Source organism: Microbacterium ureisolvens (genome assembly GCF_019511645.1).
GTDB lineage: Bacteria > Actinomycetota > Actinomycetes > Actinomycetales > Microbacteriaceae > Microbacterium > Microbacterium ureisolvens_A.
In genome coordinates, this window is sequence record NZ_JAEUAX010000001.1 from 665,567 (window position 1) to 686,302 (window position 20,736).

20 protein-coding genes are annotated in these 20,736 nt (G+C 69.3%); 8 read left to right on the forward strand and 12 right to left on the reverse strand.

What is annotated here, in order from left to right:
* Nucleotide 1: 1 nt before the first annotated feature.
* Genes sufC through sufB form a run of 4 tightly spaced genes read right to left on the reverse strand, consistent with a single transcriptional unit; the run spans nt 2 to nt 3,744 of the window.
* The gene (gene sufC, locus JNB61_RS03185; protein ID WP_220289384.1) at nt 2–796 is read right to left on the reverse strand and encodes a Fe-S cluster assembly ATPase SufC; all 795 of its coding nucleotides are present in this window, start codon (nt 794–796) and stop codon (nt 2–4) included.
* A gap of 15 nt (nt 797–811) precedes the next feature.
* A complete protein-coding gene (locus tag JNB61_RS03190) occupies nt 812–1,141 on the reverse strand; it encodes a non-heme iron oxygenase ferredoxin subunit (RefSeq protein WP_220289383.1) in 330 nt (109 codons plus the stop codon).
* Nucleotides 1,138–2,325 carry a Fe-S cluster assembly protein SufD gene (sufD, locus tag JNB61_RS03195; protein ID WP_220289382.1) on the reverse strand — a complete coding sequence of 396 codons (1,188 nt, stop codon included), beginning with the start codon at nt 2,323–2,325 and terminating at the stop codon, nt 1,138–1,140. Before sufD ends, JNB61_RS03190 begins: the two co-directional genes overlap by 4 nt.
* The gene (gene sufB / locus JNB61_RS03200) at nt 2,326–3,744 is read right to left on the reverse strand and encodes a Fe-S cluster assembly protein SufB (RefSeq protein WP_220289381.1); all 1,419 of its coding nucleotides are present in this window, start codon (nt 3,742–3,744) and stop codon (nt 2,326–2,328) included.
* A gap of 269 nt (nt 3,745–4,013) precedes the next feature.
* Here sufB and JNB61_RS03205 point away from each other — a divergent pair, with 269 nt between their 5' ends.
* Together JNB61_RS03205 and JNB61_RS03210 are read left to right on the forward strand one after the other, a co-directional pair.
* Nucleotides 4,014–4,973, forward strand: coding sequence for a COX15/CtaA family protein (locus tag JNB61_RS03205; RefSeq protein WP_220289380.1), 960 nt, complete (start codon nt 4,014–4,016; stop codon nt 4,971–4,973).
* A 93-nt stretch (nt 4,974–5,066) separates the two neighbouring features.
* Nucleotides 5,067–5,480: a dinucleotide-utilizing enzyme gene (locus tag JNB61_RS03210; protein WP_220338708.1), complete on the forward strand. Its 414-nt coding sequence runs from the start codon at nt 5,067–5,069 to the stop codon at nt 5,478–5,480.
* Between the two features lie 60 nt (nt 5,481–5,540).
* Here JNB61_RS03210 and JNB61_RS03215 read toward each other — a convergent pair whose 3' ends face one another.
* Nucleotides 5,541–6,482, reverse strand: coding sequence for a heme o synthase (locus JNB61_RS03215; protein ID WP_220289378.1), 942 nt, complete (start codon nt 6,480–6,482; stop codon nt 5,541–5,543).
* A gap of 334 nt (nt 6,483–6,816) precedes the next feature.
* On the opposite strand from JNB61_RS03215, the gene tkt reads away from it, so the two are divergent.
* Genes tkt through pgl form a run of 6 tightly spaced genes read left to right on the forward strand, consistent with a single transcriptional unit; the run spans nt 6,817 to nt 15,028 of the window.
* A complete protein-coding gene (tkt, locus tag JNB61_RS03220) occupies nt 6,817–8,937 on the forward strand; it encodes a transketolase (protein WP_220338709.1) in 2,121 nt (706 codons plus the stop codon).
* A gap of 18 nt (nt 8,938–8,955) precedes the next feature.
* Entirely contained in the window at nt 8,956–10,077 is a 1,122-nt protein-coding gene (gene tal / locus JNB61_RS03225; protein ID WP_220338710.1) for a transaldolase, read from the forward strand.
* Entirely contained in the window at nt 10,074–11,696 is a 1,623-nt protein-coding gene (locus JNB61_RS03230; RefSeq protein WP_220338711.1) for a glucose-6-phosphate isomerase, read from the forward strand. The genes tal and JNB61_RS03230 overlap by 4 nt, the downstream gene beginning before the upstream one ends.
* A 15-nt stretch (nt 11,697–11,711) precedes the next feature.
* Nucleotides 11,712–13,262, forward strand: coding sequence for a glucose-6-phosphate dehydrogenase (gene zwf, locus JNB61_RS03235; protein ID WP_159844465.1), 1,551 nt, complete (start codon nt 11,712–11,714; stop codon nt 13,260–13,262).
* Complete coding sequence (locus JNB61_RS03240) at nt 13,259–14,215, forward strand: glucose-6-phosphate dehydrogenase assembly protein OpcA (protein ID WP_159844467.1); 957 nt, start codon at nt 13,259–13,261, stop codon at nt 14,213–14,215. The genes zwf and JNB61_RS03240 overlap by 4 nt, the downstream gene beginning before the upstream one ends.
* A 33-nt stretch (nt 14,216–14,248) precedes the next feature.
* Nucleotides 14,249–15,028, forward strand: a complete 780-nt coding sequence (pgl, locus tag JNB61_RS03245) for a 6-phosphogluconolactonase (RefSeq protein ID WP_220338712.1) — start codon at nt 14,249–14,251, stop codon at nt 15,026–15,028.
* A 79-nt stretch (nt 15,029–15,107) separates the two neighbouring features.
* Here the strand turns inward: pgl and JNB61_RS03250 are convergent, their stop codons facing one another.
* From JNB61_RS03250 to whiA, 7 genes are all read right to left on the reverse strand, one after another.
* Nucleotides 15,108–15,464 carry an RNA polymerase-binding protein RbpA gene (locus JNB61_RS03250; protein WP_056367156.1) on the reverse strand — a complete coding sequence of 119 codons (357 nt, stop codon included), beginning with the start codon at nt 15,462–15,464 and terminating at the stop codon, nt 15,108–15,110.
* Nucleotides 15,464–15,712, reverse strand: coding sequence for a preprotein translocase subunit SecG (gene secG / locus JNB61_RS03255; RefSeq protein ID WP_045298839.1), 249 nt, complete (start codon nt 15,710–15,712; stop codon nt 15,464–15,466). The genes JNB61_RS03250 and secG overlap by 1 nt, the downstream gene beginning before the upstream one ends.
* A gap of 106 nt (nt 15,713–15,818) precedes the next feature.
* Complete coding sequence (gene tpiA / locus JNB61_RS03260) at nt 15,819–16,610, reverse strand: triose-phosphate isomerase (protein WP_220289374.1); 792 nt, start codon at nt 16,608–16,610, stop codon at nt 15,819–15,821.
* Nucleotides 16,601–17,815, reverse strand: coding sequence for a phosphoglycerate kinase (locus JNB61_RS03265; protein WP_220289373.1), 1,215 nt, complete (start codon nt 17,813–17,815; stop codon nt 16,601–16,603). Before JNB61_RS03265 ends, tpiA begins: the two co-directional genes overlap by 10 nt.
* A gap of 9 nt (nt 17,816–17,824) precedes the next feature.
* Nucleotides 17,825–18,835 carry a type I glyceraldehyde-3-phosphate dehydrogenase gene (gap, locus tag JNB61_RS03270; RefSeq protein WP_159844475.1) on the reverse strand — a complete coding sequence of 337 codons (1,011 nt, stop codon included), beginning with the start codon at nt 18,833–18,835 and terminating at the stop codon, nt 17,825–17,827.
* Nucleotides 18,836–18,938: 103 nt separating this feature from the next.
* Nucleotides 18,939–19,565 carry a superoxide dismutase gene (locus tag JNB61_RS03275; RefSeq protein WP_159844477.1) on the reverse strand — a complete coding sequence of 209 codons (627 nt, stop codon included), beginning with the start codon at nt 19,563–19,565 and terminating at the stop codon, nt 18,939–18,941.
* Nucleotides 19,566–19,719: 154 nt separating this feature from the next.
* The gene (gene whiA / locus JNB61_RS03280) at nt 19,720–20,697 is read right to left on the reverse strand and encodes a DNA-binding protein WhiA (RefSeq protein WP_220338713.1); all 978 of its coding nucleotides are present in this window, start codon (nt 20,695–20,697) and stop codon (nt 19,720–19,722) included.
* Nucleotides 20,698–20,736: the final 39 nt, after the last annotated feature.

Consider the following 20,736-nt stretch of genomic DNA (forward strand, 5'->3'; position numbering starts at 1 on the left):
CCTACGCTTCGCTGCCGACGGGGGCCTCGGCCGACTCCACTTCGCCCGCGGGCAGGAAGCGGTCGTACCCCTCCTCCTCGAGGCGGTCGGCGAGTTCAGGGCCGCCCTCCTCGACGATGCGTCCGTTCACCATGACGTGCACGAAGTCCGGGGAGATGTAGCGGAGGATGCGGGTGTAGTGCGTGATGAGGAGCACGCCGAGGTTCGTCTCGGCCTTCGCGCGGTTGACGCCCTCCGACACGATCTTCAACGCGTCGACGTCGAGGCCGGAGTCCGTCTCGTCGAGCACGGCGATCTGCGGCTTCAGCAGCTCGAGCTGGAGGATCTCATGGCGCTTCTTCTCGCCGCCCGAGAAGCCCTCGTTGACGTTGCGCGACGCGAACTTCGGGTCCATGCGCAGGTTCTTCATGGACGCCTTGACGTCCTTGGTCCAGGTGCGGATCGACGGCGCCTCACCGTCGATCGCCGTCTTCGCGGTGCGCAGGAAGTTCGTGACCGTCACGCCAGGGATCTCCACCGGGTACTGCATCGCGAGGAAGAGGCCGGCACGGGCTCGCTCGTCGACAGACATCTCGAGGACGTCCTCGCCATCGAGCGAGATCGAGCCGCTCGTGACGTTGTACTTGGGGTGTCCGGCGATCGTGTACGCGAGCGTCGACTTGCCGGAGCCGTTGGGGCCCATGATCGCGTGGGTCTCACCCGTGCGGATCGTGAGCGTCAGACCGTTGAGGATCGGCGTGGTGCCGGCATCCGTCTCGACCGTCACGTGGAGGTCGCGGATCTCGAGAACAGACATTCTTCAGTACCTTCTTCAGTTCACTTCGAGCTTGACGGTCGCGTCGATGAGCACGTCATCGCCGTCGACGGTGACCGCGAAGACCGGGACCGGCTCATACGCGGGGAGATTGAGGGGCTTGCCGGTGCGCAGCGAGAACGCCGAGCCGTGGGCCCAGCACTCCAGCGTCTCACCGTCGACGAAGCCCTCAGACAGCGAGATGTCGCCGTGGGTGCAGACGTCGCCGATCGCATGGACGTCGCCGTTGGAGTCGAGCACGAGGGCGATCGCGACGCCGTCCACCTCCACGCGGCGGGCCTCGTCCTGGACGAGGTCGCTGAGGGCGCACACGCGCTGAGCGGTCACTGGCCGGCCTCCTTGGCGAGTTCTTCCTCGATCGCGGCGAACAGCTCCGCCTCGAGGTCTTCGACACCGATCTTCTGCACGATCTCCGCGAGGAAGCCGAGCACCACGAGGCGTCGCGCCTCGTCCTCGGTGATCCCGCGCGCCTGCAGGTAGAAGAGCTGCTCGTCGTCGAAGCGCCCGGTGGCGCTCGCGTGACCCGCACCGCGGATGTCGCCCGTCTCGATCTCCAGGTTCGGGATCGACTCGGCGCGGGCACCCTCGGTGAGGACGAGGTTGCGGTTCGCCTCGTACGAGTCGGTGCCGACGGCATCCGGTCCGATGAGGACGTCGCCGATCCAGACCGTGCGCGCCGCGGCGCCCTGCAGGGCGCTCTTGTACAGCACGTCGCCCGAGGTCTCCGCACCCTTGTGGTGCAGGTACACCTGGCTCTCGAGGTGCTGTCCGGAGTCGGAGTAGCTGAGGCCATAGAGCTCGGCGCGAGATCCGGTGCCTGCCAGCTCGACGCTCGGGTTCACGCGCACGACGCCGCCGCCGAAGCTGACGACGACGTGGCGGAGGGTCGCGTCGCGGTCGACACGAGCCTGGTGCGACGCCACGTGAACCGCGTCGTCGTCCCAGCGCTGGACGGTGACGAGCTCGAGATGAGCGCCCTCGCGGACGATCACCTCGACGTTCTGCGCGTGGTGCGCGGTGCCGGTGTGATGGAAGACGACGGTGGCGTGCGAGTTCGCCTGCGCCTCCACCACCACGTGGGCGTGGGCGCGGCCGCCGATGCCCTTCAGCGAGACGACGATCGGCTCGGCGTACTCGGCGCCTGCCGGGATGCGCAGCAGGGGCGCCTCGCTCTCCTGCTTCCAGGCGATGGCGCTGGGCAGGTCCTCGGGCCGGAAGACCTCGCCGCGCGGAGCGGCGCCGACGACGAGGCGCTCCTGGACGAGCCCCTCGGGGGCGCGGACGTCGACCTGGATGACGCCGTGGGGCCCGGCCTCGTCGGCGAACAGCGGCTGGAGCTGGGCGATCGGCGTGTGCTTCCAGTTGACCTCACGACCCGTGGGCGCCTCGAAGGCGGCGGGGTCGAACGACCAGGGTCGCTCGGAGCGAGTCTGCACGGGCACGAAGGCACCGGCGCCATCGGTGTGGCCCTTCGCGCCAGGAACGGTGGGGGCCTCGGTGGTGGGGCTCATCTAGCCGACGGATCCTTCCATGCCCATCTCGATGAGCTTGTTGAGTTCGAGCGCGTACTCCATGGGCAGCTCGCGCGCGATCGGCTCGATGAAGCCGCGCACGATCATGGCCATGGCCTCGTCTTCGGGCATGCCGCGGCTCATCAGGTAGAAGAGCTGCTCCTCGCTGACCTTCGAGACCGTTGCCTCGTGGCCGAGCTGCACGTCGTCGACGCGGATGTCGATCGCGGGGTAGGTGTCCGATCGCGAGATCGTGTCGACCAGCAGCGCGTCGCAGCGCACCGTGTTCGCCGAGTGGTGCGCGTTCGCGTCGACACGCACCTCGCCGCGGTAACCGGCACGACCGCCGCCGCGGGCGATCGACTTCGAGACGATCGACGACTGCGTGTACGGCGCCATGTGGATCATCTTCGCGCCGGCGTCCTGGTGCTGGCCGGGACCGGCGAAGGCGACCGAGAGCGTCTCACCCTTGGCGTGCTCGCCCATCAGGAAGATCGACGGGTACTTCATCGTGACCTTGGACCCGATGTTGCCGTCGATCCACTCCATCGTCGCGCCCTCGTGCGCCACGGCGCGCTTGGTGACGAGGTTGTAGACGTTGTTCGACCAGTTCTGGATCGTCGTGTAGCGCACGCGGGCGTTCTTCTTCACGATGATCTCGACGACGGCGGAGTGCAGCGAGTCGCTCTTGTAGATCGGAGCGGTGCAGCCCTCGATGTAATGGACGTACGAGCCCTCGTCGGCGATGATGAGTGTCCGCTCGAACTGGCCCATGTTCTCGGTGTTGATGCGGAAGTAGGCCTGAAGCGGGATCTCGACGTGCACACCCGGCGGCACGTAGACGAAGGAGCCGCCCGACCAGACGGCGGTGTTCAGCGCCGCGAACTTGTTGTCTCCCGCGGGAATGACGGTGCCGAAGTACTCCTCGAAGAACTCCGGGTGCTCGCGCAGCGCGGTGTCGGTGTCCATGAAGATGACGCCCTGGGCCTCGAGGTCCTCACGGATCTGGTGGTACACGACCTCGGACTCGTACTGCGCGGCGACGCCCGCAACGAGGCGCTGACGCTCGGCCTCGGGGATGCCGAGCTTCTCGTACGTGTTGCGGATGTCCTCCGGCAGCTCCTCCCAGGAGCCGGCCTGCTTCTCCGTCGAGCGCACGAAGTACTTGATGTTGTCGAAGTCGATCTCGCTGAGATCCGCCCCCCACGTGGGCATGGGCTTGCGCTCGAACAGCTGCAGACCCTTGAGGCGGGTCTTGAGCATCCACTCCGGCTCGGCCTTCAGCGCCGAGATGTCGCGCACCACGGCGTCGCTGAGGCCACGCTTGGCGCTCGCTCCGGCGGCGTCGGCATCGTGCCAGCCGAACTCGTAGACGCCCAGGCCTTCCAGCTCAGGGCGATCGATCAGCACATCAGACATCGTCTCGTTCTCCTCCGGGTCCTGGCGGTGTCATCCGTCCCGGCATCCGTGCTCCCCGGTGGAGATACCGGAAAGGGATGCCGCTTCTCGGGCCCTCTCAAGCGGCGCCGACCATCGCGCCTAGACTGTCAGTGGTGCGCGGCGCTGTGAAGCACATGCGCAACCGACCCCTCGATTCTACAGGCTCCCGCCCCTGGCGGCCGCGCCGTGACTTCACGTCGCGAGCCGCATGCGGCGCCGCCGAACACTCCCAGGAAGCGACGATCAGCATGTCCGCGCAGCAGACCACCACGACGGCGACGGGGATCTGGAGGCGCCTGTGGCTCTGGCTTCCCGACCGGGTGGACCGGCGCGTCATCGCCGCGGCGTGGGCGACGCTGGTCGTGCAGATCGGCATCGTCGGCACGGGCGGACTCGTGCGACTCACCGGCTCGGGCCTCGGCTGCGACACCTGGCCTCGCTGCAGCGAGGACTCGTTCGTGCCCGTTCCCGAGGTCTCGGGTGTGCACGGGTTCATCGAGTTCGGCAATCGCCTGCTGACATTCGTGCTGGTCGCGGTCGCGATCATCACATTCCTCTTCGTGGTGCGGATGCGGCGTGAGCGGCGCGACCTGTTCTGGCTGTCACTCCTCATCGGCCTCTACGTGCCCCTGCAGGCGGTCATCGGCGGCATCACGGTACTCACCGGTCTCAACCCCTACGTCGTGGGCCTGCACTACTTCGCGTCGGTTCTGCTGGTCGCTCTGGCGGCCGCGCTCGTGGTGCGCGTGTACGCCGTGCCCGGCCCACGCGCACTCGCGGTGCCGCGCTGGTATGCCGCCGCGACGTATGTGACGAGCGCGTTCGTGCTGCTGACCGTGGTCGTCGGCATCCTCGTCACCGGCTCCGGCCCCCACGCCGGCGACGGCGGCGCGGCGCGCAACGGGCTGAACCCCGAGCTCATGCAGCACATCCACGCGTGGCCGGCCTACATCACCTTCGCCCTGACGCTCGTGCTCGTGGCGGGCTCGTGGCGCACTCCGCACGCGCTGCGGCTCCGGCTGTGGACGCTGCTGCTCCTGGTGGTCGAGTTCGCGCAGATCGCCGTCGGTCTCTGGCAGGCGCGTACCGGTCTCCCGATCGTCTTGGTGAACATCCACATGGTGCTCGCGGTGGCTCTCGTGGCCGCGATGACCGCGGTGGCCATGAACCTCACTGCACCGGTCCAAGCGGCCGCCGCGCACAGCTGATCCATAGCAACCGGATTGGCGTCACACGGACTCCTTTGCGAGGGTGGGATGCCGCGGCCACCCGGGTCGCGCATCCCGAGGAGTGATCGACACATGCCCACCCGCCCCCGTCTCATCCGCAGCATCCCGTTCTGGGGCCTCGTCGTCGTCTCCCTGGCGACGATCGTCGGCGGCTGGTACATCACCACCGACAAGCTCGGCTCGATGACGACCACGCTCACCGATGGCACTGCGACCGGCGTCGACGTGTACGTCGGCCAGTCGATCGCCCAGCTCGGCTCCATCCTCATCGGCGCCGGGGTGATCGGCGTTCTGCTCGCGCTCGGCGTCGCCGCCGTCTCGACGCTGCGCCCCCACCCGCCGGTCGAGGTCGTCGAGCCCATCGACTGGACGTCGGAGACCGAGACCGCCGCCGAGCAGCCGCAGGCTCCGAAGGCGACCGACGCCGACGCCGCCGAGAGCGCGGAGCCGGTCGACGCCGAGGTCGAGGCATCCATCGCCCGCTGATCCACCGCACGACAGAGGCCGCCCGGTTCGCCGGGCGGCCCCTGTCGTACGTCCGTCAGATCAGAACGGCAGCAGCGGGTCTACCGCGATCGCGACGAACAGCAGCGTGAGGTACGTGATCGAGGCGTGGAACACGCGCATCGGGCGCGGCTCGGTGCCGCGCACGGCGCGGTTGTAGAGCACGTGGGACTCGTAGATGAACCAGCCGCCGAAGACGAGGGACGAGACGGTGTAGACCAGGCCCATGCCGGCGACGGGGATGAGAAGCAGCGAGCACACGACGGTGGCCCATGCGTACAGGATCACCTGGAGTCCCACCTGCGAGCCGGCACGCGTCGCGCCGAGCATGGGGACGTCGACCTCTTCGTACTGGTCCTTGTACTTCATCGACAGCGGCCAGTAGTGCGGCGGCGTCCACAGGAAGACGAGGGCGAAGAGGATGACCGGCGGCCACGCGAGCGAGCCGGTCACCGCCGTCCAGCCGATCAGCACCGGGAAGCAGCCCGCGATGCCGCCCCACACGATGTTCTGCTCGGTGCGGCGCTTGAGGATCATCGTGTAGATCACGACGTAGAAGAAGATCGCGGCCGCCGACAGCGTCGCGGCGAGCCAGTTCGTCGTGAGCCACAGCCACACGGTCGAGAAGACCGCCAGCGTCCACGCGAAGATGAGGGCGCCGCGCGGCGAGACCTCGCCGGTGACGAGCGGGCGGTTCACCGTGCGCTGCATGTGCGCGTCGATGTCGCGGTCGAGATACATGTTGAACGCAGCGGCCGATCCGGCGCTCGCGGTGCCGCCGATGACGGTCGCGACGACCAGCCACACGTCGGGGAAACCGCCCTCGGCGAGGATCATGACCGGCACCGTGGTGACCAGCAGCAGCTCGAGAACGCGAGGCTTCATCAGCGCGACGTACGCGCGGACGGTGCGGCCGAACGTCTGCGGAGGCCGGCTGGAGCCGTCGACGGATGCTACGGTCCCGGCCGTCTTCGTGCTGTCCATGGCCCCCGCAATCGCCGCCTGCAGAATCGCCCCAAGTCTAGGGCATCGGCGTGTCGCGCCCGGCCGCCGGCCACGGGGGCCGATGCCGGGGGCGGATCACATCGGCCGATTCGCAGGCGTGAGCAGAACGTGACTCCCGCGACACCGGGATGTCACCGATGGCGACCCGACGTTCGAAAGACTCCGTCACATAGACCGCTTGCATGGCCTCGGTGGTTTACCCCTTCGCTATGCTGAGAAACACGCGCGCCCGTCGCCGATTCCCCCTTCTCCATCCGGACAAGGGCCGCGAGCCGGCCACATTCCTGGGCGCACTCCACAGAAAGGCGACCCGGTGTCGGAACTGCGTTGGGATGAGATCGATCGGCGCGCGGTGGACACCGCCCGCGTCCTGGCAGCGGACGCTGTGGAGAAGGTGGGCAACGGCCACCCCGGCACAGCGATGAGCCTGGCGCCGGCCGCGTACCTGCTGTATCAGCGCGTGCTGCGCCACGATCCCACGGACACCCACTGGGTCGGACGCGACCGGTTCATCCTGTCGGCCGGCCACTCCTCGCTCACCCAGTACGTACAGCTGTACCTGGGCGGGTTCGGGCTCGAGCTCGACGACCTCAAGGCGCTGCGCACCTGGGGCTCGCTCACCCCGGGGCACCCCGAGTACGGCCACACCAAGGGCGTCGAGATCACGACCGGCCCGCTGGGCCAGGGCCTGGCCTCAGCGGTGGGCTTCGCGTACGCGGCCCGCTACGAGCGCGGCCTGTTCGACCCGGAGGCCGCCGCCGGCGAGTCGCCGTTCGACCACTACACCTATGTCATCGCCGGTGACGGCGACCTGCAGGAAGGCGTCACCAGCGAGGCGTCGTCACTCGCGGGCCACCAGGCGCTGGGCAACCTGATCGCGATCTACGACTCGAACCAGATCTCCATCGAGGACGACACCAACGTCGCCTTCACCGAGGACGTCGCCAAGCGCTACGAGTCGTACGGCTGGCACGTGCAGGTCGTGGATTGGAAGAAGACCGGCGAGTACGTCGAAGACGTCGCCGAGCTGTACGGCGCGATCGAGGCCGCCAAGGGCGAGACCGCGAAGCCGTCGCTCATCATCCTGCGCACCATCATCGGCTGGCCGTCGCCCGGCAAGCAGAACACCGGCAAGATCCACGGCTCCGCGCTGGGCGCCGACGAGCTCGCCGCCACGAAGAAGGTCCTCGGCTTCGACCCCGAGCAGTCCTTCGTGGTCCCGGGCGACGTCATCGCCCACACCCGGGCGCTGGCAGACCGCGCCGCCGAGGAGCGCGCGGTGTGGCAGCAGTCCTTCGACGCCTGGGCCGCGGCCAACCCCGAGCGCAAGGCGCTGTTCGACCGCCTCGAGGCCGGCGAGCTGCCCGCGGACGTGGCATCCGCTCTCCCCTCGTTCGAGGCCGGCAAGGAGGTCTCGACCCGCGCCGCTTCGGGCACCGTCATCAACGCGCTGGCCGCGGTGCTGCCCGAGCTGTGGGGCGGCTCGGCCGACCTCGCCGAGTCGAACCTGACCACCATCAAGGACGCGAAGTCGTTCATCCCGGCCGAGTGGTCCACGCACGAGTGGTCGGGCGACCCCTACGGCCGCGTGCTGCACTTCGGCATCCGCGAGCACGCCATGGGCGCGATCGTCAACGGCATCAAGCTGCACGGCCCGACGCGTCCGTTCGGCGGCACGTTCCTCATCTTCAGCGACTACATGCGCCCGTCGGTGCGTCTGGCCGCGCTGATGGACATCCCGTCGATCTTCGTGTGGACGCACGACTCCGTCGCGCTCGGCGAGGACGGCCCCACCCACCAGCCGATCGAGCAGCTCGCGACGCTGCGCGCCATCCCGAACTTCACGGTGGTGCGTCCGGCCGACGCGAACGAGACCTCGGCCGCGTGGCTCGAGATCGTCCGCCGTCAGGGCGGGCCCGCAGGTCTTGCGCTCACCCGCCAGAACATCCCGGTGTTCTCCCGCGGCACGGGCGAGGCGGAAGGCGACGTGTTCGCGTCGACCGACGGCGTCGCCAAGGGCGCGTACATCCTCGCGGAGGCGCCGAACGGCACGCCTGACGTGATCCTGATCGCGACCGGTTCCGAGGTGCAGCTGGCGGTCTCCGCCCGCGAGACCCTCGCCGCCGAGGGCGTGAACGCCCGAGTGGTGTCGGCACCGTCGCTGGAGTGGTTCGACGAGCAGGACGAGGCGTACCGCGAGAAGGTGCTCCCCGCCGCCGTCAAGGCGCGAGTGTCGGTCGAGGCCGGCTCCGCGCTCACGTGGCGCGGCATGGTCGGCGACGCCGGCCGCTCCGTCGCGATCGACCACTTCGGTGCGTCGGCCGACTACAAGACCCTGTTCCAGAAGTTCGGCATCACCGCCGACGCCGTCGTCGAGGCCGCCCGCGAGACTCTCGCGGCCACGGCAGCACTCGAACTCGCCGCGGCGAAGTAAGCACGAGGAGAAGGCAGAATGAGCACCCCCACCGAGAAGCTGGTCGCCGAAGGCGTGAGCATCTGGCTCGACGACCTGTCGCGTGAGCGCATCACGTCGGGCAACCTGACCGAACTCATCTCGACGCGCAACGTCTCGGGCGTCACGACGAACCCGACGATCTTCCAGGGCGCCATCGGCGGCGGCGGACACGCGTACGCCGACCAGATCGCCGAGCTCGCGAAGGCGGGCGCGTCGGTCGACGAGGCGATCTTCGCGGCGACGACCGACGACGTGCGCGACGCGGCGGACATCTTCCGTCCCGTCTACGACGCCACGAACGGCGTGGACGGTCGCGTGTCGATCGAGGTCTCCCCCGACCTCGCCCACGACACCGAAGCGACGATCGCGCAGGCCAAGGAGCTGTGGGCGAAGGTCGACCGCCCGAACGTCCACATCAAGATCCCCGCGACGAAGGCGGGCCTGCCCGCCATCACCGCCGTGCTCGCCGAGGGCATCTCGGTCAATGTCACGCTCATCTTCAGCCTCGAGCGCTACGCCGAGGTCATCGAGGCCTTCCTCGCGGGCATCGAGCAGGCGAAGGCGAACGGCCACGACATCTCGCAGATCCACTCCGTGGCCTCGTTCTTCGTGTCGCGCGTGGACACCGAGGTCGACAAGCGCCTCGCCGCCGTGGGCACCGACGAGGCCGCAGACCTGAAGTCGCTCGCCGGCGTCGCGAACGCGCGCCTCGCGTACGAGCTGTTCGAGAAGGAGTTCGCCACCGACCGCGCGAAGGCGCTCACGGAGGCCGGAGCCCACGCCCAGCGGCCGCTCTGGGCCTCGACCGGGGTCAAGGATCCGAACCTCCCCGACACGCTGTACGTCACCGAGCTCGTCGCCCCCGGCACCGTCAACACCATGCCGGAGAAGACGCTCGAGGCCACCTTCGACCACGGTCAGATCGCGGGCGACACCGTCACCGGCACGTACGAGGCCGCTCACCACGTGTTCGACCGCCTCGCCGCCGTGGGCGTCGATTTCGCCGACGTCACCCAGGTGCTCGAGGACGAGGGCGTGAGCAAGTTCATCGCGTCCTGGCACGACCTGCAGGACACCGTGAAGACGGCGCTCGAGGACGCGCTCCAGGCCACCCGATGAGCTTCGACATCCACCTGTCGGGGCACGTCAAATCCGTCGTCGAGGCGACGCTCCCCGGGCTCGTCGCGAGCCTGGTGGCGTCCGGGATCACGGGCGGCGACTCGTCGCTGTGGGGTCCTGAGGCGGAGGACGAGGCTTCCCGTCGACTCGGGTGGACCGAGGCCGTCAGTGTCTCGCGACCTCTCGTGCCTGAGGTCCTCGCGCTGCGTGAGCGTCTGCACGCCCGCAACGTGACCCGCATCGTGCTCGCGGGCATGGGCGGCTCGTCGCTCGCACCCGAGGTGATCACGCAGACGTCGGGTGCGCCGCTGGTGATTCTCGACTCGACCGCGCCGGGCCAGGTGCTCGCCGCGATCGACGGCGATGCCCAGGCCGGCGACCTCACGCGCACCGCGCTCGTGGTGTCGTCGAAGTCGGGATCGACGGTCGAGACGGACTCGGCGAAGCGCGCGTTCGAGGCGGCGTTCCGCGACCTCGGCATCGATCCCGCCGAGCGGATCATCGTCGTCACCGACCCCGGCTCGCCCCTGGATGCGCAGGCGCGCGCCGAGGGGTACACCGTGTTCAACGCCGACCCGACCGTGGGCGGCCGGTACTCGGCGCTCACCGCCTTCGGGCTCGTGCCGGCGGGCCTCGCGGGCGCCGATATCTCGGAGCTTCTCGACGAGGCCGAGGCGTCGCTGCTCGAGGTCTCGATCGACAGCCCCGACAACCCCGCGCTCGTGCTCGCCGCGGCGATCGCCGGCGGCGAGCCCCGCAAGGACAAACTGGGTCTCATCACGGACGGCACCCATATCGTGGGGCTGCCGGACTGGATCGAGCAGCTCGTCGCCGAGTCGACCGGCAAGCAGGGCACCGGCATCCTTCCCGTCGTCCTGCTGCCGGTCTCCCCCGAGGTCGACGCGAAGCCCGCCGACCTGCAGATCGTGCGCTTCGTCGACGAGGCCAAGAAGTTCCACCTGTTCGAGCACCACGAGGGCGAGGTCCTCGTGAGCGGCTCGCTCGGTGCGCAGTTCGTGGTGTGGGAGTACGCGACGGCGATCGCGGGACGGATGCTGGGCATCAACCCGTTCGACCAGCCCGACGTCGAGTCCGCCAAGGTCGCCGCGCGCGGCCTGCTCGAGGCGCGTCCCGAGCCCACGGCGCCGGCATTCGCCGTGCAGGGCGTCGAGGTGCGCGTCTCGGACCCCGAGCTCGCGGCATCCGGGTCCGTCGCGGGCGTCCTCGACGCGCTGTGGGCGCGCCTCCCCGAGGACGGCTACGTCGCGATCCAGGCGTACGTGAACCGCCTCGAGCTCGGCCAGCTCTCCGGCCTGCGCGAGCTCGTCGCCGCGGACTCGGGTCGCCCGACCACGTTCGGCTGGGGGCCCCGATTCCTGCACTCGACGGGCCAGTACCACAAGGGCGGCCCGGCGAACGGGGTCTTCCTGCAGATCCTCGAGCAGACCGACGTCGACCTCGAGATCCCCGGCCGGCCGTTCACCTTCGGCCAGCTGATCCAGGCGCAGGCCGCGGGCGACGCGGCCGTCCTCGCCGAAGGCCACGGCCGTCCCGTCGTGACCCTCACCCTCACCGACCCCCAGATCGAAGTGCTCTCGCTCTTCGAAGCGGCCCAGTAGGAGTTCGAGCCCCACATGACCGTCGAGATCTCGCGCGGGCACAACCCGTTGCGCGACCCCGAAGATCGTCGCCTCAACCGCATCGCCGGTCCGAGCGCGCTCGTCATCTTCGGTGTCACGGGAGACCTCTCCCGCAAGAAGCTCATGCCCGCCGTCTACGACCTCGCCAATCGCGGCCTGCTGCCTCCCGGCTTCGCGCTGGTGGGCTTCGCGCGCCGCGACTGGGAGGACCAGGACTTCGCGAAAGTCGTCTACGACGCGGTGCGCCAGCATGCCCGTACCGAGTTCCGCGATGAGACGTGGCAGCAGCTGCTCCAGGGCATCCGCTTCGTCTCGGGCGAGTTCGATGACCCGGAGGCGTTCCGCCGCCTCAAGGAGACCGTCGACAAGCTCGACACCGAACGCGGCACGATGGGCAATCACGCCTACTACCTGTCGATCCCGCCGAAGGCGTTCCCCCTCGTGGCGGAGCAGCTGAAGTCGTCGGGCCTCGTCGACGACACCGCCGACCAGCCCGACCGCTGGCGCCGCGTCGTCATCGAGAAGCCGTTCGGTCACGACCAGGCGTCGGCACGTGCTCTCAACGACGTGCTGCGCTCTGCGTTCCCCACCGACTCGATCTTCCGCATCGACCACTACCTCGGCAAGGAGACGGTGCAGAACATCCTCGCGCTGCGCTTCGCGAACGAGCTGTACGAGCCGATCTGGAACCGCAACTACGTCGACCACGTGCAGATCACGATGGCGGAAGACATCGGGGTCGGCGGCCGAGCCGGCTACTACGACGGTGTCGGCGCCGCGCGCGACGTCATCCAGAACCACCTGCTGCAGCTCATGGCGCTCACCGCGATGGAGGAGCCCATCTCGTTCGACGCGAAGGACCTCCGCGCCGAGAAGGAGAAGGTGCTCGCCGCCGTCACCCTCCCGGCCGACCTCGCGCGTTCCACCGCGCGTGGTCAGTACGCCGGCGGTTGGCAGGGCGGCGAGAAGGTGCTCGGCTTCCTCGAGGAAGACGGCATGAACCCCCAGTCCACGACCGAGACGTACGCCGCCGTGACGCTCGAGGTGAACACCCGCCGCTGGGCCGGCGTGCCGTTCTACCTGCGCACCGGCAAGCGCCTCGGCCGCCGCGTGACCGAGATCGCCGTGGTGTTCAAGCGCGCCCCCGAACTTCTGTTCTCGCGCAGCCAGACCTCGGGTCAGGGCCAGAACGCCCTCGTGATCCGCGTGCAGCCCGATGAGGGCGTGACGATCCGCTTCGGCTCCAAGGTGCCGGGTGCCGGCGCACAGGTGCGCGACGTCACGATGGACTTCGGCTACGGCCACGCCTTCACCGAAGCGAGCCCGGAGGCGTATGAGCGTCTCATCCTCGATGTGCTCCTCGGCGACCCGCCGCTGTTCCCGCGGCACGAAGAGGTCGAGCTGTCGTGGAAGATCCTCGACCCGATCGAGAAGTTCTGGGATGCCCAGGGCGGCCCGCTCGAACAGTACTCGCCCGGGTCGTGGGGCCCGGATTCCGCGGACGAGATGCTCGCCCGCGATGGTCGCACCTGGAGGCGCCCGTGATCGTCGACCTTCCCGACACCACCGTCAGCAAGATCTCCCGCGCACTCGTCAACGTGCGCGAAGAAGGCGGGGCGGTCGCCCTCGGCCGCGTGCTGACGCTCGTCATCCTGACCCGCGAGGGCGCCGTCGAAGAGGTGATCGAGGCCGCGAACGACGCGTCGCGCGAGCACCCGATGCGCGTGATCGTGCTGATGATCCCGGACTCCGGCGACGGCGAGTCCCGCCTCGACGCGCAGATCCGCGTCGGAGGCGACGCCGGCGCGAGCGAGGTCGTCACGCTCCGCGCCTTCGGCGACGCCGGGCGGTCCAACCTTGAGAGCCTCGTGACGGGCCTCCTCCTCCCCGACGCCCCCGTCGTGGTGTGGTGGCCCAACCGGACCCCCGACCACATCTCGCGAACCTCGATCGGTCGCATCGCACAGCGCCGGATCACGGATGCCGCGACCAAGTCGGACCCGTCGGCCTGGGTCGCCGGCCTCGGCGAGCAGTACGCGCCGGGTGACACCGACCTCGCCTGGACGCGCCTGACGCGCTGGCGCGAGCAGCTGGCCGCGATCCTCGACCAGCCGCCGTACGAGCCCGTCGTGGGCGTGCGCGTCCGCGGAGCGTCCGACTCGCCCTCCACCGCGCTCCTCGCGGCGTGGCTGCGTCTCACGCTCGATGTGCCGGTCGACTGGGCGTACCTCGACGCGCAGGAGTGGCCGCACGGAATCAAGTCCGTCGCCCTGGTGCGCGCCAGCGGCGAGGTGCTCCTGGAACGCCCGTCCCCCGGCGTCGCCATCCTCACCCAGCCTGGTCAGCCCACGCACGACCTCGCGTTCCCCCGTCGGACGCTCCGCGAATGCCTCGCGGAGGAGCTTCGTCGGCTCGACCCGGACGTACTGTATGGTCGAGTGATCACCGAGGGTTGGGAGCTGCTCGACCCCCCGGCGACGAAGGGTACGCAGGCCTGATGAGCGGTGCGCGGGTGACGGACGGGACGCAGGATGCCTGAGGGCTGGGCAGAGAAACGCGTCATCATCAGTTCCGATCCCGCCGCGTTGGCCGAATCGGTCGCGCCCCGCTTCCTGAGTCGGGTCGCCAAGCGCATCGACGAGGGCAAGCTCGCACACATCTCGCTCACGGGTGGCTCGATGGGCGCGGCCGTGCTCGCGGCCGCCGCGCGCAACCCCCGCGCGGCGCGCATCGACTGGTCGCGCGTGCACTTCTGGTGGAGCGACGAGCGCTTCGTTCCGCTCGGCCACGCCGACCGCAACGACCGCCAGGCGCGTGACGCGTTCCTGGATGTCGTCGAGGTCCCCGCGGAGAACATCCATGCGACCCTCGGGAGCGACGACGGACTCGACCTCGACACCGCGGCAGCCGCCTACGCCCGCGAGCTGGCGCGTTTCCCCGGCAGAGAAGGCGCGTGGCCGTCGTTCGACGTCTGCTTCCTCGGCGTCGGGCCCGACGGACACATCGCATCGCTCTTCCCCGACCGACCCGAGATCCAGATCACGGACCGCTCGGTGGTGGCCGTGCGCGACTCCCCCAAGCCACCGCCGGAGCGCATCACCATGACGCGCCCGGTGATCAACAGCTCCAAGCGCGTGTGGCTCGTGCTGGCGGGCGCCGACAAGGCCGCCGCGCTCGGGCTCGCCCTCGCCGGCGCGAGCTATGCGAGCGTGCCCGCCGCCGGCGCGAAGGGCCGCACGCGCACGACGTTCTTCGTCGACCAGGCCGCCGCCGCCCAGGTGCCGCCGGAGCTCATCGACCGGGAGTACTGACGCGGCTCGGCGACGATCGCCGGACATACGAGAAGAGCGGATGCCGCAGCATCCGCTCTTCTCGTATGTCTGAGGTGGCTCAGTCCTGGCCGCGGCGCTCGCGCAGCTGCTTGAGCGCGTCGTCGAGGAGGGTCTCGGCCTCTTCCTCGGTGCGGCGCTCCTTGACGTAGGCGAGATGCGTCTTGTACGGCTCGGTCTTCGCGACGGCGGGAGGGTTCTCCTTGTCGCGGCCGGCCGGCAGACCCGAGTGCGGCGAGTCGATCGTGTCGGGGATCTCCTCCTCGGGGATGCCCGCCGCGAAGTAGCGCACGGTCTCGTTGCCCAGGGCGTCCCAGTACGAGACGGCCACGCGCTCGGCGTGGAACCCGTGGTCCTGCTCGCCCATCGGACCGGCACCGACGCGGGTGCCGCGGATCGCGTTGCCTCCGGTGGCCATCAGAGGGCCTGGAACTTCGTGATCAGGCCGAGCGCGACGATCGAAGCGAACCACACCAGGGCGAGGACCACCGTGAACCGGTTGAGGTTGCGCTCGGCGAGGCCCGAGGAGCCGAGCGCCGACGTCATGCCGCCGCCGAACATGTCGGACAGGCCGCCACCGCGCCCCTTGTGGAGCAGGATGAGGAGAGTCAGCAGGAGACTCGTGATGCCGAGAAGCACCTGCAGGACGAACTCGAGGATCTGCACAGTCGTTGAAGCCTTTCGCTGCGATCGTTCGCCGATCGCACAAGGGTCAAGTATACGTGTAGGCCGGCGGGCGGTGAGGAACACTCACCGCCCGCCGGCCGCGGGGTCAGACCCCGACGTGCTTCTGGTAGCGGATGATCGCGGCGAACTCGTCGACGACGAGGCTCGCACCGCCGACCAACGCACCATCCACGTCGGGCTCGCGCATGAAGCTCGCGATGTTCGCGGACTTCACCGAGCCGCCGTAGAGCACGCGCGTGCGCGCTGCCGCGTCCGCGCCGAGCTTCTCTCCGATGACCTCGCGGAGCTTGGCGCAGACGTCCTGCGCCTGCTCCGGCGTCGCGGCCTGGCCGGATCCGATCGCCCAGACGGGCTCGTAGGCGACGACGATGTCGGCGTCCGCCTTGAGTCCCTCGAGTGCGACCGACAGCTGGCTGACCGGCACGGCGCTCGCGCCGAACTTCTCCAGGTCCTCGCTGGTCTCGCCGACGCAGATCACGGGCACCAGGCCGTGCTTGAGCGCGGCCTTGACCTTCGAGCCCACGACCTCGTCCGTCTCGTCGTGGTACTGCCGACGCTCGGAGTGGCCGATGATGACGTACTTCGCATCGAGCTTGGCCAGGAACGCGCCCGAGATCTCGCCCGTGTAGGCGCCGGAGTCGTGAGCAGACAGGTCCTGGGCGCCCAGGGCGAACGGGATCTTGTCAGCGTCGAGCAGCGTCTGCACCGTGCGCAGGTCGGTGAAGGGCGGGAACACCGCGACCTCGACCGAGCCGTCCTCGTGCTTGGCGTCCTTGAGGGTCCAGTGCAGCTTCTGCACGAACGCGACCGCCTGCAGGTGATCGAGGTTCATCTTCCAGTTGCCCGCGATGAGCGGGGTGCGGCTGCTCACTGCCATCCGAGGACCTCCAGTCCGGGGAGCTTCTTGCCCTCGAGGAACTCGAGGCTGGCGCCGCCGCCGGTCGAGATGTGACCGAAGGCGTCGTCGGCGAATCCGAGTTGGCGCACCGCCGCCGCCGAGTCGCCGCCTCCCACGACCGACAGACCGTCGACCTGGGTGAGCGCCTGCGCGACCGCTTTGGTGCCTGCGGCGAACGGCGCGAGCTCGAACACGCCCATCGGGCCGTTCCAGAACACCGTCTTCGAGTCGCGCACGAGCGCGGCGAAACGCTCCGCGGTCTCCGGTCCGATGTCGAGTCCCAGGCCGGACGCCCCGAACGCCGTGTCTTCGATGCCGTCGGCGCTCGTCACCACGTGCTCCGCGTCGGCGCCGAACTTCGAGGCCACGACGACGTCGGTCGGGAGCACGAGCTCGACGCCCGACTCCTGGGCGCGACGCATGTAGTCGCGAACCGTGTCGAGCTGGTCGGCCTCGAGGAGGCTCGAGCCGACCTTGTGCCCGTGCGCGGCGAGGAAGGTGAACAGCATGCCGCCGCCGATGAGGAGACGGTCGACGCGCGGCAGCAGGTGGTCGATGACGCCCAGCTTGTCGCTGACCTTCGAGCCGCCGAGCACGACCGTGTACGGCCGCTCGGGGTTCTCGGTCAGGCGGTCGAGGACGTCGACCTCCTTCTCGATGAGGAACCCGGCGGCCGACGGCAGGATCTCGGCGAGGTCGTAGACCGACGCCTGCTTGCGGTGCACGACGCCGAACCCGTCGGAGACGAGGACGTCGCCGAGCGTGGCGAGCTCCTCCGCGAACGCGCGACGGGTCGCATCGTCCTTCGCGGTCTCGCCCGGGTTGAACCGGAGGTTCTCGATGATCGCGACGTCGCCGTCCTCGAGGGCGGCGACCGCTTCGCGAGCCGACTCCCCCACCGTGTCGCGCGCGAACGCGACGGGCTTGCCGAGGAGCTCCGAGAGTCGCTGGGCGACCGGCTCGAGGCTGTACTTCGGATCGGGGGCACCGTCGGGGCGACCGAGGTGCGAGCAGACGACGACGCGGGCGCCCTGGTTGATCAGGGCGTTGAGCGTGGGGAGCGTGGCCCGCACACGGCCATCGTCCGTGATGATCCCGTCCTGAAGGGGGACGTTGAGATCAGCACGGACGATGACGCGCTTGCCGGCCAGCGAACCCAGCGAATCGAGGGTGCGCAGGGCCATGGCTGCGGCTTACAGGCTCTCGGCGACGTACTCGGTGAGGTCGACCAGGCGGTTCGAGTAACCCCACTCGTTGTCGTACCAGGCCGAGACCTTCACCAGGTTGCCGCTGACGTTCGTGAGCTCGGCGTCGAAGACCGACGAGTGCGGGTCGAGCTGGATGTCGCTGGACACGATCGGGTCGGCGTTGTACTTGAGGTAGCCCACGAGGCGCCCGTCGGCGGCGGCGGCCTCGTACGCGGCGTTGACCGCCTCCTTGGTGAGGCCCTCGGTGTTGGTGACGATCGTCAGGTCGACGATGGAGCCGGTGGGAACCGGCACACGGTACGACGAGCCGCTCAGCTTGCCGTTGAGCTCGGGTAGCACGAGGCCGATCGCCTTGGCGGCACCGGTCGACGCCGGAACGATGTTGATCGCCGCTGCGCGGGCGCGGTGCAGGTCGCTGTGCGGGCCGTCCTGCAGGTTCTGGTCGGCCGTGTACGCGTGCGCGGTCATCATGAAGCCGCGCTCGATGCCGAAGGCGTCGTTGAACACCTTCGCCAGCGGCGCGAGGCAGTTGGTGGTGCACGACGCGTTCGAGATGATGTTCATCGTCGCCGAGTCGTAGGTGTCCTCGTTCACGCCCATGACGAACGTGCCGTCGACGTCGGTGCCGGGGGCCGAGATGATGACCTTCTTGGCGCCGCCATCGAGGTGCTTCTTGGCGTCGACGGCCTTGGTGAAGCGACCGGTCGACTCGATGACGACGTCGACGCCGAGCTCGCCCCAGGGCAGGTTGGCCGGGTCGCGCTCCTCGAAGACCTTGATTGCCTTGCCGTTGACGGTGATCGAGTCCTCGTCGTACGAGACGTCGGCGTCGAGACGGCCGCCCACCGAGTCGTACTTGAGCAGGTGCGCGAGGGTCTTGTTGTCGGTGAGGTCGTTCACCGCCACGATGTCGAGGTCCGCACCCTGCGCGAGGGCTGCGCGAAGGAAGTTGCGTCCGATTCGGCCGAAGCCGTTGATGCCGATCTTGACAGTCACGGAGTTTCTCCTGAGATGTGTCGTGCGCGAATGCGCGGTTGTTGCGATGCGAACGAGGACAACGGCGTCCCGGCGGGCTGTCCCGCCGGGACGGCCGCGCTAACTAGGACAGTACCAGCAGGCCCGGGGTCTTCTGACGGGCGGCGTCGAGGCGCTGTGCGACGTTCTGCCAGTTCGCGATGTTCCACACCGCCTTGACGTAGTCGGCCTTGACGTTGAGGTAATCCAGGTAGAAGGCGTGCTCCCACATGTCGAGCTGGAACACCGGGATCGTGCCCTGGGCGGTGTTGCTCTGCTGGTCGAAAAGCTGCTGGATCAGGAGCTGCTCGCCGATCGGGTCCCAGCTGAGCACCGCCCAGCCCGAGCCCTGGATGCCGGTCGCGGCGGCGGTGAAGTGCGCCTGGAACTTGTCGAAGCCGCCGAAGAACTCGTCGATGGCGGCACGCAGCTCGCCCTCGGGCTCGCCGCCACCCTCGGGCGACAGGTTGGTCCAGAAGATCGAGTGGTTGACGTGACCGCCGAGATTGAACGCGAGGTCCTTCTCGAGCTTGTTCACGTTCGCCAGGCTGCCGGACTCGCGCGCCTCGGCCAGCTGCTCCAGCGCGGTGTTCGCGCCGGTCACGTACGCCTGGTGGTGCTTGCTGTGGTGCAGCTCCATGATCTTGCCGCTGATGTGCGGCTCGAGGGCGGCGTAGTCGTAAGGGAGGTCGGGCAAGGTGTACTTCGCCATGTTCTCTTCTTCCTGTCGGCGCGCGCCGAAATCCCCGGCGCAGCGAGGGTGACGGATTCATCCTACTGAGCGCCAACGCCCGCGCGGCGGGGTTGCTTCCGACTGTGACGTGTGGAAGAGCGGATGCTGCGGTCCGCGGCATCCGTGAGAGAGCTCAGTCCTCGATGCCGGCGGGGACGGCGGCCTCGGTGCCGGCAATCCCCTCGGCCTCGGCCTTCTTGTCGGCCATCGCGAGGAGGCGGCGGATGCGGCCGGCCACGGCGTCCTTGGTGAGCGGAGGGTCGGCGTGGTGGCCGAGCTCGTCGAGGCTGGCGTCACGGTGCGCGAGGCGGAGGTCGCCCGCCTGACGGAGGTGGTCGGGAACCTCGTCGCCGAGGATCTCGAGTGCACGCTCGACGCGCGCGCACGCGGCGACGGCTGCCTGCGCGGAGCGGCGCAGGTTGGCGTCGTCGAAGTTCACGAGCCGGTTGACGCCGGCGCGCACCTCACGGCGCTGGCGCATCTGGTCCCACTCGCTCGCGGCGCGGACGGCGCCCATGGCGGCCAGGGCCGCGCGGATCGCCTCCCCCTCGCGCACGACGACGCGCGGAATGCCGCGCACCTCGCGGGCCTTGCCGGCGATGCCGAGGCGGTGCGCGGCGCCCACGAGCGCCATCGCGGCCTCGGACGAGGGGCAGGTGATCTCGAGCGCGGCTGAGCGCCCGGGGTCGCTGAGCGTGCCGGAGGCGAGGAACGCGCCGCGCCAGATGGCGGCGAGGTCGCCGCGCGAGCCGGTGGTGAGCTTGTTGGGCAGGCCCCGGACGGGGCGGCGGCGCTGGTCGAGGAGCCCGGTCTGGCGGGCGAGAGTCTCGCCGCCCTCGATGACGCGGACGGCGTAATGACTGCCGGTCCGGGCCCCGGATCCCTGCACGTGCACCAACTCGGGTCGCACGCCGTACAGCTCGACGAGGTCGCGCGCGGTCCGGCGGGCGAGGATGTCGGAGTCCAGTTCGGCCTCCACCGCGACGCGGTTGGCGATCGAGTGCAGACCTCCCGAGAATCGCAGCAGGGACGTGAGCTCGGCCACCCGTGCCGTAGGGCGCGGGTCTCGCACGGTGATCAGCTCGGCCTTCACGTCAGCGGTCAGCGACACGGGTCTCCTTCAGGGTCTTGCGGGAACGACCGTCAAGCC

What these genes read in the sequence shown, in the direction of transcription:
- JNB61_RS03265 (WP_220289373.1), bottom strand. Translation starts at nt 17,815, where the DNA reads ATGGCCCTGCGCACCCTCGATTCGCTGGGTTCGCTGGCCGGCAAGCGC.
- JNB61_RS03215 (WP_220289378.1), bottom strand. Translation starts at nt 6,482, where the DNA reads ATGGACAGCACGAAGACGGCCGGGACCGTAGCATCCGTCGACGGCTCC.
- pgl (WP_220338712.1), top strand. Translation starts at nt 14,249, where the DNA reads ATGCCTGAGGGCTGGGCAGAGAAACGCGTCATCATCAGTTCCGATCCC.
- JNB61_RS03275 (WP_159844477.1), bottom strand. Translation starts at nt 19,565, where the DNA reads ATGGCGAAGTACACCTTGCCCGACCTCCCTTACGACTACGCCGCCCTC.
- tpiA (WP_220289374.1), bottom strand. Translation starts at nt 16,610, where the DNA reads ATGGCAGTGAGCAGCCGCACCCCGCTCATCGCGGGCAACTGGAAGATG.
- sufD (WP_220289382.1), bottom strand. Translation starts at nt 2,325, where the DNA reads ATGAGCCCCACCACCGAGGCCCCCACCGTTCCTGGCGCGAAGGGCCAC.
- JNB61_RS03250 (WP_056367156.1), bottom strand. Translation starts at nt 15,464, where the DNA reads ATGGCCACCGGAGGCAACGCGATCCGCGGCACCCGCGTCGGTGCCGGT.
- JNB61_RS03205 (WP_220289380.1), top strand. Translation starts at nt 4,014, where the DNA reads ATGTCCGCGCAGCAGACCACCACGACGGCGACGGGGATCTGGAGGCGC.
- JNB61_RS03210 (WP_220338708.1), top strand. Translation starts at nt 5,067, where the DNA reads ATGCCCACCCGCCCCCGTCTCATCCGCAGCATCCCGTTCTGGGGCCTC.
- zwf (WP_159844465.1), top strand. Translation starts at nt 11,712, where the DNA reads ATGACCGTCGAGATCTCGCGCGGGCACAACCCGTTGCGCGACCCCGAA.
- sufC (WP_220289384.1), bottom strand. Translation starts at nt 796, where the DNA reads ATGTCTGTTCTCGAGATCCGCGACCTCCACGTGACGGTCGAGACGGAT.
- sufB (WP_220289381.1), bottom strand. Translation starts at nt 3,744, where the DNA reads ATGTCTGATGTGCTGATCGATCGCCCTGAGCTGGAAGGCCTGGGCGTC.
- tal (WP_220338710.1), top strand. Translation starts at nt 8,956, where the DNA reads ATGAGCACCCCCACCGAGAAGCTGGTCGCCGAAGGCGTGAGCATCTGG.
- JNB61_RS03230 (WP_220338711.1), top strand. Translation starts at nt 10,074, where the DNA reads ATGAGCTTCGACATCCACCTGTCGGGGCACGTCAAATCCGTCGTCGAG.